The sequence below is a fragment of the Brevundimonas sp. genome (assembly GCF_036659295.1).
GTDB lineage: Bacteria > Pseudomonadota > Alphaproteobacteria > Caulobacterales > Caulobacteraceae > Brevundimonas.
On the sequence record NZ_JAVXCU010000001.1, the window covers coordinates 83,018 to 95,160 of the forward strand.

Below are 12,143 nucleotides of genomic sequence, written 5' to 3' on the forward strand. Positions count from 1 at the left end.
TACCTTGAGTCGGCAATACGGCGCAGACGGCGCTTTGTCACCCGTTGCGGGCTTCGCTGCCGGATTTGTGACGCAGGCGGCAGGCCAGACGAAACACCACGAACGGCACAAGGGCACAGCCCAGCGCCACGCCCATAATGATCCAGAAACCGCCCTGCAGAACCTGCACCCCCAGCAACCATGCCCCCAGTGCGGCACACAGCGGGCTTAACCACGGAAACCAGTGCGGGGCTTTGACAGGCATAGACAGGGCTCGAAAACAAAGGCCGTAAAGACGGCGCGACATCCGGCGTGACCGGACAAAGGCAAAGCTATGCCGATGGCCTGTCCGCGACAAGAGTGCGCTTTGACGCGGGCGGGACGTATGGTCGCCTCGCGCTGGCGCATACCTCTTGCTATGGAGGTGTCCGAGTGCGGCGTATTAAGCCTGCCGGAGTTTCCATGCTGCGTAAGCTTTATGACTGGGTGTTCTCGCTGGCCCGCCACCGCCATGCCACGCGATCGCTGGCTGTGGTGTCCTTTGCGGAAAGCTCGTTCTTCCCCATTCCGCCCGATGTGATGCTGGCCCCGATGGTGCTGGCCAGACCGGATCGCGCCTATTTCTACGCTACGGTCTGTACGGTGGCCTCGGTTCTGGGCGGCGTGCTCGGCTATGCAATCGGCTATTTTCTGGAACCGGTCGGCATGGCCATCCTGTCCACACTGGGCAAGGCCGACACCTTCGAGGCCTCCAAGGAGCTGTTCCAGAAATACGGGGCGTGGGTGATCGTCATCAAGGGCGCGACCCCCATTCCCTACAAGCTGATCACCATTTCAGCGGGGGTGTTCCAGTTCAATCTGGCCCTGTTCTTTATCCTCAGCGTGCTGACCCGTTCTGCCCGTTTCTTCCTGGTCGCCTTTGTGCTGAGACGCTGGGGGCCGCCCATGCTCAAGATCGTGGAACGCCGTCTGGCCCTGTTCACGGTGCTGTTCCTGATCGTGATGTTGGCGGGCCTTGTGGCGGTGAAGTTCCTGCACTGAAGACAAGGACAGATGACGCCATGAAAATAGCCGTCTAAGACTGTCCGCCATGAAGCGCCTTTATTCCATTCTGACGCGTTGGTGGACGGTGTTCGCCTTTGTGATTTCAGCTGCCATGCTGGCAACCGCCCATGCGTTCGAGCGCTTCGGGGGGCTGGCCCCGTGCAATCTGTGCCTCAAACAGCGCGAGGTCTACTGGGCCGCTCTGGCTGTCGCAGGGGCCGCCACAGCGTGGCACCTCATCAGCCGCTCGCGTCGCGGTACGCCGCGTCTGGCCGCCTTTGTGCTGGCACTGGTCTTTATTACGGGTGCCATTACGGCAGGCTTCCATGCTGGCGGCGAACAGGGCTGGTGGGCACTTCCGGCCACCTGCATGGCGGGCAATCCCGCCGACATCGATTTTGGCAACCTTTCCGGTATCCTGAACGGCACGGTCGAGATCGATCCGATCATCTCGTGTGGCGATATCGCATGGAGCTTTATGGGCCTGTCGATGGCGGCATGGAATTTCATCGCTCTGGTGCTACTGTCGGCCTTGAGCCTTTTGGCCGCCAAGCGTCCCAAAGACGCCCGCGCTCCCCGAAACTAGGCGCAAAAGCGTAGAGATTGCCCCCATGACCGACACGCCCAAAATCCAGACGCCCGCCTCTATTGCCGATGCCCGCCGTGTGCCGTTGCCGCGTCCGGGGCCGGGGGCACCGCAACGCCGTATGGCCGAGATGTTGCGGGTGGACCATGCGGGCGAGTTTGCCGCCGTCCATATCTATCGTGCCCAGCGCGCCATTCTGGGCGACCGCAAGGGCAAGGACCAGATCACCGGCGACTTGACCGAGATGGAAGGTCACGAGCAGGTTCACCTTGACCGCTTCAATGCCCTGTTGAACGAGCACAAGGTCCGCCCCACAGCGATGATCCCTGTGTGGAAGATCGCCGCCACGGTTCTGGGGGCAGGCACCGCCCTCATCAGCGAAAAAGCCGCCCATGCCTGCACCGAGGCGGTCGAGAGCGTGATCGAAGAACACTATGCCGACCAGATCAGGGAAATCAGCGACCGCGACCCCGAACTGGCTGCCGAGCTGACGCAGTTTCGCGAAGAAGAGCTGGCCCACCACGATCACGCCATTGCAAACGGCAGCCGCGAAGCTCCGGCCTATCGCTTGCTCAGCAGCGTCATCAAGGTCGGCTGCAAGGCGGCCATCAAGATCAGCGAACGTATCTAGGGCGTAACGTCAAAGGCCAGCATCAGCGAGCGCTGGAGCGGGTTTTCGTTATCGTCCGACAAAATATAGAGGCGGGTTTTCCCGTCTCTTTTTGTTGCGGCAATGCCTTCGAAATTATCGGTGGTGGCCGGCAGTTTCAGCTCCACCAGAACCGGCCCCAGACTTCCGTCCTCGTCCATGCGGCGCACCCGCGCGCGCATATCCAGAGGCGGCGTATAGGCCCGCTGCACGACCCACCATCCGCGCCCGTCCGGATCACGATCCATGCCGGTCGTGCGATAGTCGCTGGCCTTCAATGGCTCGCTGGGCGGCATACGGACCAGTGTACATGTCGCGCTCGCAAGCGCCTGACAGTCCCAGACTCCGCCTTCTTCCCCGCCCACGCGCCACAGATTACCGTGACTGGCCAGCGCCTCCATGCCCGCATTGCCGTCAAACGGCCAGACCGGACGCACCACAGGCACCGGCCCGTGCATGTCATCCAGCGGGCCATAGTTCCAGATGCGGTGGTTGCCCTCGAAGCTGACCAGAAGATCGCCATTGGCCAGTATCGTCAGCCCCTCGGCATCACCGTCGATCTTGTCGGTAATCGGCTGTCCGTCCGCCAGTGTCAGGCGGCGGTTGCGCCATTGTCCAAGGCCCACCAGTTGCCCACTTGCGTCCAGTTCGATCTGTCCGCGCACCAGTTCGCCCTTGTCGGACACGGTGACAAAGCCGTTGTCACCGACCAGTTTCAGGTCCGACAGGCTGCGCACCGGCGACAGGGTCGGCGTCAATACCTGCACCCCGCCTGCAAAGCGGACGCCCTGTGCCAACTGGCTGCCCAGAGGCAGTCCCAGCCCGATGGTGCGGGTATCGACCTCGGCGGTTTGCCACGGTGACGGTGACGTAGCCCCCATCCACGGCTGGCTGGTAATCGCTGCGCCCGCACAGGCGGCCAACGCCAGACAGGATAGGGCGGCCAGATAAAGCTTGCGGTTCATGCGGACTGTTTGCGTCGTGTTGCCGTTTTGGCCGCGCCCGACTGGGCCTCGAACAGTTCGGCCAGTTTCTCGGTCATGGCCCCTGCCAGCTGCTCGACATCGGAGATAGTCACGGCCCGCTTGTACCAGCGGGTCACATCGTGTCCGATGCCGATGGCCAGCAGTTCGACCGGCGAGCGCTGCTCGATCTCGGCAATGACGTGGCGCAGATGCCGGTCCAGATAAAGGGCGGCATTGGCCGACTGGGTGGAATCATCGACGGGCGAGCCGTCCGAAATCACCATCAATATGCGGCGTTGCTCGCTGCGGGCCATCAGACGGTCATGCGCCCATTGCAGGGCCTCGCCATCGATATTTTCCTTCAGCAGGCCTTCGCGCATCATCAGGCCAAGGTTCTTCTTGGCGCGGCGCCACGGCGCATCACCGGCCTTATAGATGATGTGGCGCAGATCGTTCAAACGACCCGGATTGGCAGGCTTGCCCTCGCTGATCCAGCGCTCGCGGCTTTGGCCACCCTTCCACGCACGGGTGGTAAAGCCCAGAATCTCGACCTTGACCCCGCAACGCTCCAGCGTCCGCGCCAGAATATCGGCACAGATCGCCGCCACCATGATGGGGCGCCCGCGCATGGAGCCGGAATTGTCCAGCAACAGGGTCACGACCGTATCGCGGAACGGGCTCTCGCTCTCCATCTTGAACGAGAGCGGGCTGGTCGGGTCGGTAATCACGCGGGTCAGGCGCGCCGTATCCAGCATGCCTTCCTCAAGGTCGAACATCCACGAGCGGTTCTGCTGGGCCATCAGGCGGCGTTGCAGCTTGTTGGCTAGTCGCGACACTACACTGCCCAGCGAGGCCAGTTGCACATCCAGCATGGCCCGCAGACGATCCAGCTCCATCGGGTCGCACAGCTCGGCGGCGTCCACCACCTCGTCAAAGGCCGTGGTAAAGGCCTTGTAGAAATCGACCGCACGGCCATCGTCGGCATTCTCGGTGCGATTGGGCATGGCCCCTTCGCTTAGTTCGGGGTCTTCTTCGCCTGGTTCGCCTTCGGGATCGGAAGGGCGGCCGTCGGGGCGGGTCTGGCGCTCGTCCTCGGCGCTCTGGTCATCGGCACTGCCATCCAGCGACTGTCCGCCCTCGGCCTCGCCGTCTTCTTCTTGCTCGTCCTCGTCGGGGGCGTCCTGCTGCGCTTCGTCCGGCTCGTCCTCGCCCTCGTTCTCGCTATCGTCGGGCGTATCGGCCGAGCTGGCCTCGAGGTCTAGCGCCCGCAACAGATCGTTCAGACGGCGCGCAAACAAGCTCTGGTCGTCGGCACTGTCGGCCAGTGCATCCAGCTGTGCGCCCGCACGACCTTCCAGATCAATACGGATGCGGTCCACCATATCGCCCAGACCATCCGGCGCACGTGTGCCCAGCAAACGCTCGCGCAGCATGATGGCCACTGCTTCTGCCAGCGGCACCTTGTCGGCATCGGCGCGCAAAGCGCCTGTGCGCTCCAGACGGGTGACCAGGGCGGCGCGAAGGTTAGAGCGCACACCGGCCAGCTTGCGTGCGCCAATGGTTTCCACCCGCGCCTGTTCCAGCGCGTCAAACACCTCGGCGGCGGTACGGTCCACGGGCCGCGCCTTGGCGTCGATGGCGGGATCATGATTGGCCAGTTTCAGCGCAATACGGTCGGCGTGACCGCGTGCGGTCGCCTCTTCCATGGCGCTGGGATTACGCGGCGGGTGCGGCAGGGTCAGGACATTACCGACCAGCTTGGGCCCGTCCGAGGCAAAGTGAACCTCCAGCTCCGGCTGTTCCGCCAAAGCCCGCGCCGCATGCGCCAGCGCCCGCTTGAAAACTTCCTGTGGTGTCTCTGGACCGGCCATGGCCCACACATAGACGATGCCACGCCAAGGGGAAGGGGGGATGGCATTTTGCGTAAGGGAACGTGCAGCTTTTAGGTCTTGGTTTTTTTAGGGGGTGTCGGCTTTATTCGTACTTTTAAGCCATTGCCTTCGCTGCGCGTGATCTCGAGTTTCGGCAGGGCGCGGATCAGGTCAGACAGTTTTTGATGGCCGTATGTGCGATGATCAAAGTCCGGATAGATGCTCCGAAGGCGGTTGCCAACGACACCCAGTGAGACCCATCCGTCTCCGTCTTCATCGGCATCTGATAGGGCGTTGATTATAAGCTGTTGAGCGTGATTACGATCATTTAAGCGGCTTTTCTTGACGATCGGCAGCGAGCTTTCCGGTTGCGGTTCGGCAGGAGGTATAAGATTTTCAGTGTAGATAAAACGGCTACAGGCTTGCCTGAAACTCTCGGGTGTCTCGTGTTCCCCAAAACCATAAACCGGTAAGCCGTGCTCGCGGATACGAGCAGCCAAGCGTGTAAAATCACTGTCCGATGACACGATGCAAAAACCGTCGAAGCGGCCGGAATGCATCAGATCCATGGCATCAATCACCAAGGCAATATCACCAGAATTCTTGCCCTTGGTGTTCTGGAAGTTTTGCTGCCACTGGATGGCCCATTTGGGAAGAATTTCGACCCAGCTCTTCAGGGGCAGGCTGGCAGCATCTCCATAAATGCGCCGTGCTGTGGCCTCGCCCAGAGTAGCAATTTCTGTAAACAGCGCTTCGGCTATGCGCGCTGATGCGTTCTCGCCATCGATCAGAACAGCCAGTTTCAGAGGTTTAGTATCTGTAGACATGGCAACCTTTTGATACACAGATGACATATCATCGTTCTGCTTTCGGTGATGATCAATAAAAAAAGGGGCCAGCCTTGCAGCTGACCCCTTTCATTTGTTCGGCCTTGAAGACCCTTAGTCGATGGCGCGCACCTCGACCGGCAGGCCAAGGGCCTCCAGTTGCGGCTTCACCTTCTCGGCATCGCCGACGATGACCCAGACGAACTTGCTCGGGTCGATCGCAGCCTTGACGGCGGCGTCCATCTGCGCGGCGGTGGCGGCGTTGATGCGGGCGGCCATAGCTTCCTGATAGCCGTCAGGGCGGCCATACAGGCTGTTGGAACGCAGGGCACTCAATACGGCACCGCCCGTTTCATACGAACCGGCCAGCGAGCGGGTATCCCCCTTGATGGTGCGCTCGTGTTCGGCCGGGGTTACGCCTTCGCCACCGAGGAAGCGGTTATACTGGTCCAGCAGGGCCTGAACCGATTCACCCGTGCGGTCGGCCTGAACCGGCGCATTGATGATGTAGGGCGAGCGGCCCTGATAGGTCGAGATGCTGCCACGCACACCATAGGACCAGCCCTTGGTTTCGCGCAGATCGGCATTGATGCGGCTCAGGAAGTCGGTGCCCAGAACCGTATTGCCCAGACCCAGTACAAGGTTGTCGTCGGTGCCCGAAACCGGCAGCACCTGACCGGCCATGATGATCGACTGCGGCGATTGCGGACGGTCGATCAGGACGATACGCGCCGAGGTCTGCGGCAGAGCAACCGAGAAGTCCTTGGCACCCTTGGCTACCGACGGGGCGCGCCAGTCACCGAAGGCCGCGTTCAACTGTGCGGTCACAGTGGCCAGCGGCAGGTCCGAAACCACGAACAGCTTGGCATTGTCCGGACGGATCCAGGTCTGGTGTTCACCCACCAGATCGGCGCGCGTCAGGGCGGTGATCACTTCGGGCGTACCCGAACCGCTCGATGGGCGGCCATACGGGTGGGCTTCGCCATAGACCAGCGACGGGAAGGCACGGCTGGCCAGAGCCCCCGGCTGGGTCTTCTCGCTGGCCAAACGGGCCAGACGCTGGGCGCGGATGCGCTCGACTTCCGACGGCGCAAAGGCCGGATTACGCAGCACATCGGCAAACAGGGTCAGCGACGGCTCCAGATTGGTGCTGACGCTGCTCAGGCTGGCCACGGTGCGGTCCATGCTGGAACCGAAACCGAGCGTTGCGCCCAGACGTTCCTGCGCCTCGGCCAGAGCCAGACTGTCGCGCGTGGTCGAGCCTTCCTGCATGACGTTCAGCATCAGCGTGTGCGCGCCCAGACGGTCGGCACGATCGGCCGCCAGACCGGCATCGAACTCCAGCGCAATGCGCGTCACCGGCACGGCGGTCGAGTGGACATAGACCACCTCGATACCGTTCGACAGCGTGGCGCGTTCCGCATCGGGGAAGTCCACATTCTTCACATCGCCAATCGCCGGTGCCGGATCGCGCTGGACGCGCACAATCTCGGCAGCCGGTGTCGGGGTTGCACCCGACGGTGCCGCCGCCGCATCGACATAGGCCTCGCGCTCGCCCGGCAGGACGGTCTGGCTATAGACCGGACGGGTCAGCCAGCGCTGCATGGCATCACGCACCTGCTGCGGCGTCACAGCCGCATAGCGCTCCAACTGCTTCTTGTAGTGGTCCGGATCACCGGCATACAGCTGGCCCTCGGCCAGAACCGAAGCCTTGCCATTGGCCTGCTCCAGACCCTGGATGGTGCGCGATGCATATTGCGTCACCACGCGGTCGATCTCGTCCTGCGTCGGGCCATTGGCCATCAACTCGTTGAAGGCGGAGTCCATCTTGGCGGCCACAGCTTCGGGGTCCTGCCCCGGCTTCACTGTCACCGAATAGGAGAACATGCTGACGCGCTGGAACACCTGATTGCCTGCCGACACGCCCGATGCGGTCTGGTCGCCACGCACCAGTGTATTGTCCAGACGCGAGCTGTTCAGCCCGCCCAGAACCGAGGCCGCAACGCTCAGCGGCACCGTGTCGTCATGCAGCATACCGGGCGTGACCCAGTTGCGGCTGACGCGGGCCTGCGCCACGCGGTCGTGCAGGGTTTCGGAAACAGGTGCCGCCAGCGTCGGTATATCGGCTGCGGACGGCGTGTTCACCGGACCGGCCTTGATGTCACCGAAATACTTGGCCACCAGTTCGCGGGCCTTGGCCTCGGTGATGTCACCCGACATCACCAGAACCGAGTTGTTCGGGCCATAATTGTCGATGAACCACTGGCGCACAGTGTCCATGCTGGCCGAATCCAGATCGGCCATCGAACCGATGGTCGAGTGGCGATACGGATGGCCCTCGGGGAACAGGGCTTCCAGCGTGGCATAATAGGTCAGGCCATAGGGCTGGTTGTCGCCCTGACGCTTTTCGTTCTGAACAACGCCGCGTTGCAGGTCCAGAACCTCCTGGCTCACCTGACCCAGCAGGTGACCCATACGGTCCGATTCCATATACAGCGTGTATTCCAGCGCAGGGGTCGGAACGGTCTGGAAATAGTTGGTGCGGTCAAACCAGGTGGTGCCGTTCAGGGCGGTCGCGCCTGCGGCATTCATGGTCTGGATGTGCGAAACAGGGCTGTTTTCCGAACCGCCAAACATCAGGTGCTCGAACAGGTGGGCAAAGCCGGTCGAACCCTTCGGCTCGTCTTTGGAGCCAACATTGTACCAGACGCTGACCGCGACAACGGGGGCCTTGTGGTCTTCGTTGACCAGCACGGTCAGGCCGTTATCCAGCTGGAAACGCTTCCACGGAATATCGACACGCGCGATCAGATCGGCCACTGGTGCCCCGCGCAGTTCCTGCGCCTGGGTGGTGCTGGCCGGTGCAGGATTGCCTGCCGGAGCCGCCGCAGTATGGGCCATAGCCGCCGGTGCTAGACCGGCCATAAGGGCCGCAACAGCGGCAGAAGTCGCAAGACGACGCATAAGGTTTCCCCCTCGGAAATAGATTTGGGCGAACCTTAACCGCCTTATTTCTGCCCGCAATGCGACATGACGCTTTCTGTCCAAATGTTCATGTTTGACCTGAGCGCCTGACGGCCCCTGTATGGCTTTCGCCCCTGCACCAGCGATGACAGACTACAAAAAAGCCCCGACCTTTCGATCGGGGCTTTTTCATTGCTGTTCGACAGTCGCTGATCAATCGTCGTCCATCTTGAGGGCGGCGATGAAGGCTTCTTGCGGGATTTCCACCTTGCCGAACTGGCGCATGCGCTTCTTGCCGGCCTTCTGCTTCTCGAGCAGCTTCTTCTTGCGGGTGGCGTCGCCGCCATAGCATTTGGACGTCACGTCCTTGCGCAGGGCGCGGACGGTTTCGCGGGCAATGATCTTGCCGCCGATGGCCGCCTGGATCGGGATGACGAACATGTGCGGAGGGATAAGCTCCTTCATCTTCTCGACCATGCCACGGCCACGCGTTTCGGCGCGGGCGCGGTGTACCAGCATGGACAGGGCGTCCACCGGCTCGGAGTTGACGAGGATGCTCATCTTGACCAGATCGCCAACCTTATAGTCGGTGATCTCGTAGTCGAACGAGGCATAGCCCTTGGAGATCGACTTCAGACGGTCATAGAAGTCGAACACCACTTCGTTCAGTGGCAGCTCATAGACGACCAGAGCGCGCGAGCCGACATAGGACAGCTCGATCTGGTTGCCGCGACGGTCCTGGCACAGCTTGATGACGCCGCCCAGATATTCGTCCGGCGTCAGGATGGTGGCCTTGATCCACGGTTCCGAAATGGTCTCGATCTGCATGACGTCCGGCAGGTCGGCCGGATTGTGCAGGTCGATCTCGGTGCCGTCGCGCATACCGATCTTGTAAACCACCGACGGGGCGGTCGCGATCAGGTCGAGATTGAACTCGCGGCTCAGGCGTTCCTGAATGATTTCGAGGTGCAGCAGCCCCAGGAACCCGCAACGGAAACCAAAGCCCAGTGCTGCCGAGCTTTCCATTTCATAGGTGAACGACGCATCGTTCAGGCGCAGCTTGCCGATGGCCGCGCGCAGATCGTCAAAGTCTGCGGCATCGACGGGGAACAGACCACAGAATACCACCGACTGGACTTCCTTAAAGCCCTTCAGAGGTTCCGCAGTCGGTTTCTTCTCGTCGGTAATGGTGTCGCCGACGGCGGCGTGCGCCACTTCCTTGATCTGTGCGGTGATAAAGCCGACCTCGCCAGGACCAAGCGCCTCGACGGGCGTGTTCTTGGGCAGGAAGACGCCCACGCGATCCACAAGGTGGGTCGAGCCGGACTGCATCATCTTGACGCGCATGCCCGCCTTCAGCGTGCCGTCAAACACGCGCACCAGCAGCACAACGCCAAGGTACGGGTCGTACCACGCATCGACCAGCATGGCCTTCAGCGGCGCGTTCGCATCGCCCTTGGGGGCGGGCAGGCGGGTCACGATGCCTTCCAGCACGTCCTCGATGCCGATGCCCGACTTGGCCGAGCATTCGATAGCGTCCGAGGCGTCCAGACCGATCACGTCCTCGATCTGGGCCTTCACGCGCTCGGGTTCGGCAGCGGGCAGATCGATCTTGTTGAGGACCGGTACAATCTCGTGATTGTTGTCCATGGCCTGATACACATTGGCCAGGGTCTGGGCTTCGACGCCCTGCGAAGCATCCACCACCAGCAGCGAGCCTTCGCAGGCTGCCAGCGAGCGCGACACCTCATAGGCAAAGTCGACGTGCCCTGGCGTGTCCATAAGGTTCAGGACATAGGTTTCCCCGTCCTTGGCCTTGTAGTTCAGCCGCACGGTCTGCGCCTTGATGGTAATCCCGCGCTCTTTCTCGATGTCCATATTATCGAGAACCTGTTCCGACATCTCCCGCGCGGTCAGGCCGCCGGTGAATTGGATCAAGCGGTCAGAGAGCGTGGATTTGCCATGGTCGATGTGGGCGACCACGGAGAAATTCCGGATGCGTTCAATAGGAGGCGTCGTCATGTAGCGGCGCTTAGCATCGCCTGAGCCCAAACGCTACTTTCCGATGGGATGACGTAGTCGATAGGCGCGGTTTGCCCTGCCAAAAGCCTGCTTAATGCGGGTTTACCATGATTGTTGGGAAACTCTTCAAGCGTAGCGGCGCTTTATCATAACAATGATATTTGGAGGCATCCCCCCATGCTTCGAATAGTAAACCGTAACAAATGCGAGCGTCGTGGCTCCATTGCCGTCGAATTCGCTCTTATAGCTCCGATCCTGCTGTTTATGATGATCGGCATGATTGTCTATGGCGGCTGGTTCTGGCTGGCCCACTCGGTACAGTCACTGGCCTATGAATCCGCACGCGCGTCGCTGGGCGGTCTGGATGCTGCCGAACGGCGGCAACTGGCGCTGGATTTTGTGTCGACACGCGGCAACCAGATGGGCGTACCGGTCAGTGCCAATAGTGTCGTTGTTCTAAGCGACGCACAGGTCGTGTCGGTCAAAATCGATTACGACATCAGCAAGCATCCTATCATGGCCCTCAAAAGCCTGACCGTGCCGCCGCCGCAATCGATCAAGCGCGAGGCTGTCGTCCGTCTGGGCGGGTACTGATGGTGGCGCTACGGCACCTGCTGCGGGCCTTTCGTCAGGACCTGCAAGGTGGCGTAGCCATTATCGGGGCTGCGGCTGTCGTGCTGTTTGTCGTGCTGGCCGCGCTGGCGATTGATCTGGGCTCGCTGACCCTAAAGGCCCGCGAGGTACAGGGGGCTGCCGATCTGGCCGCGCTGTCAGCTGCCCGTAACCTACCGGCGGCGAGTGCCGCCGCCAGTGCGACGGCGCAGGCCAATCTGGGAGCGGATATTACGGTCACAACCCAGACCGGCGTCTATCTGGCCGAACGCACCATCAAACCGCAAAACCGCTTTACCGTTGGCGGCGCTATGCCCAATGCCGCGCGTGTGACGATCAGGGGTGAGGCCCCGCTGTTCTTCGCCGGTATTTTCGGTGCCAAGACGGCACCCGTCACCCGCACAGCAACCGCAGCCTTACCCGGGGCAAAACCGACCGCAGTCTTCTCGATTGGTTCGCGTCTGCTGGGATTGAATCGCGGACTGGTCAACGGGCTGCTGGGCACGCTGCTGGGCTCGAACGTCAACCTGTCGGTGATGGACTATAATCGCCTGCTGGGCGCAGATGTGAATCTGCTGCAGTTCGTGGATGCTCTGGCGGTCGATCTGGGCGTCGAGGCGGGCG

11 protein-coding genes are annotated in these 12,143 nt (G+C 61.7%); 5 read left to right on the top strand and 6 right to left on the bottom strand.

Annotation, left to right across the window (positions count from 1 at the left end):
- Window positions 1-37: 37 nt before the first annotated feature.
- Window positions 38-244, bottom strand: coding sequence for a hypothetical protein (locus RSB01_RS00410; RefSeq protein WP_332589975.1), 207 nt, complete (start codon window positions 242-244; stop codon window positions 38-40).
- 197 nt (window positions 245-441) lie between these two features.
- Here RSB01_RS00410 and RSB01_RS00415 point away from each other — a divergent pair, with 197 nt between their 5' ends.
- Genes RSB01_RS00415 through RSB01_RS00425 form a run of 3 tightly spaced genes read left to right on the top strand, consistent with a single transcriptional unit; the run spans window position 442 to window position 2,240 of the window.
- The gene (locus tag RSB01_RS00415) at window positions 442-1,020 is read left to right on the top strand and encodes a YqaA family protein (RefSeq protein WP_332624963.1); all 579 of its coding nucleotides are present in this window, start codon (window positions 442-444) and stop codon (window positions 1,018-1,020) included.
- Window positions 1,021-1,069: 49 nt separating this feature from the next.
- Window positions 1,070-1,609 carry a disulfide bond formation protein B gene (locus RSB01_RS00420; RefSeq protein ID WP_332619378.1) on the top strand — a complete coding sequence of 180 codons (540 nt, stop codon included), beginning with the start codon at window positions 1,070-1,072 and terminating at the stop codon, window positions 1,607-1,609.
- 25 nt (window positions 1,610-1,634) lie between these two features.
- The gene (locus RSB01_RS00425) at window positions 1,635-2,240 is read left to right on the top strand and encodes a demethoxyubiquinone hydroxylase family protein (protein ID WP_332590603.1); all 606 of its coding nucleotides are present in this window, start codon (window positions 1,635-1,637) and stop codon (window positions 2,238-2,240) included.
- Here the strand turns inward: RSB01_RS00425 and RSB01_RS00430 are convergent.
- The 5 genes from RSB01_RS00430 to lepA all read right to left on the bottom strand — a co-directional run bounded on the left by RSB01_RS00430 (window position 2,237) and on the right by lepA (window position 10,907).
- Window positions 2,237-3,223: an esterase-like activity of phytase family protein gene (locus RSB01_RS00430; protein ID WP_332624964.1), complete on the bottom strand. Its 987-nt coding sequence runs from the start codon at window positions 3,221-3,223 to the stop codon at window positions 2,237-2,239. The two genes, RSB01_RS00425 and RSB01_RS00430, sit on opposite strands and share 4 nt — an antisense overlap.
- Window positions 3,220-5,094, bottom strand: coding sequence for a cobaltochelatase subunit CobT (gene cobT, locus RSB01_RS00435; RefSeq protein ID WP_332590601.1), 1,875 nt, complete (start codon window positions 5,092-5,094; stop codon window positions 3,220-3,222). Before cobT ends, RSB01_RS00430 begins: the two co-directional genes overlap by 4 nt.
- A gap of 71 nt (window positions 5,095-5,165) precedes the next feature.
- Window positions 5,166-5,921, bottom strand: coding sequence for an NYN domain-containing protein (locus RSB01_RS00440; protein ID WP_332590600.1), 756 nt, complete (start codon window positions 5,919-5,921; stop codon window positions 5,166-5,168).
- Between the two features lie 114 nt (window positions 5,922-6,035).
- Entirely contained in the window at window positions 6,036-8,885 is a 2,850-nt protein-coding gene (locus RSB01_RS00445) for a pitrilysin family protein (RefSeq protein WP_332590599.1), read from the bottom strand.
- 213 nt (window positions 8,886-9,098) lie between these two features.
- A complete protein-coding gene (lepA, locus tag RSB01_RS00450; protein WP_332590598.1) occupies window positions 9,099-10,907 on the bottom strand; it encodes a translation elongation factor 4 in 1,809 nt (602 codons plus the stop codon).
- A 177-nt stretch (window positions 10,908-11,084) separates the two neighbouring features.
- Between lepA and RSB01_RS00455 the strand changes: the two genes are divergently transcribed.
- Both RSB01_RS00455 and RSB01_RS00460 read left to right on the top strand, forming a co-directional pair.
- Window positions 11,085-11,501 (top strand): TadE/TadG family type IV pilus assembly protein, encoded by a 417-nt coding sequence (locus RSB01_RS00455; protein ID WP_332590597.1) that lies wholly within the window; start codon window positions 11,085-11,087, stop codon window positions 11,499-11,501.
- The coding region (locus tag RSB01_RS00460) for a TadG family pilus assembly protein (RefSeq protein WP_332624965.1) at window positions 11,501-12,143 on the top strand (643 nt) is incomplete at its 3' end. The genes RSB01_RS00455 and RSB01_RS00460, both read left to right, overlap by 1 nt.

What these genes read in the sequence shown, in the direction of transcription:
- RSB01_RS00455 (WP_332590597.1), top strand. Translation starts at nt 11,085, where the DNA reads ATGCTTCGAATAGTAAACCGTAACAAATGCGAGCGTCGTGGCTCCATT.
- RSB01_RS00445 (WP_332590599.1), bottom strand. Translation starts at nt 8,885, where the DNA reads ATGCGTCGTCTTGCGACTTCTGCCGCTGTTGCGGCCCTTATGGCCGGT.
- RSB01_RS00420 (WP_332619378.1), top strand. Translation starts at nt 1,070, where the DNA reads ATGAAGCGCCTTTATTCCATTCTGACGCGTTGGTGGACGGTGTTCGCC.
- RSB01_RS00410 (WP_332589975.1), bottom strand. Translation starts at nt 244, where the DNA reads ATGCCTGTCAAAGCCCCGCACTGGTTTCCGTGGTTAAGCCCGCTGTGT.
- cobT (WP_332590601.1), bottom strand. Translation starts at nt 5,094, where the DNA reads ATGGCCGGTCCAGAGACACCACAGGAAGTTTTCAAGCGGGCGCTGGCG.
- RSB01_RS00425 (WP_332590603.1), top strand. Translation starts at nt 1,635, where the DNA reads ATGACCGACACGCCCAAAATCCAGACGCCCGCCTCTATTGCCGATGCC.
- RSB01_RS00440 (WP_332590600.1), bottom strand. Translation starts at nt 5,921, where the DNA reads ATGTCTACAGATACTAAACCTCTGAAACTGGCTGTTCTGATCGATGGC.
- lepA (WP_332590598.1), bottom strand. Translation starts at nt 10,907, where the DNA reads ATGACGACGCCTCCTATTGAACGCATCCGGAATTTCTCCGTGGTCGCC.
- RSB01_RS00415 (WP_332624963.1), top strand. Translation starts at nt 442, where the DNA reads ATGCTGCGTAAGCTTTATGACTGGGTGTTCTCGCTGGCCCGCCACCGC.
- RSB01_RS00430 (WP_332624964.1), bottom strand. Translation starts at nt 3,223, where the DNA reads ATGAACCGCAAGCTTTATCTGGCCGCCCTATCCTGTCTGGCGTTGGCC.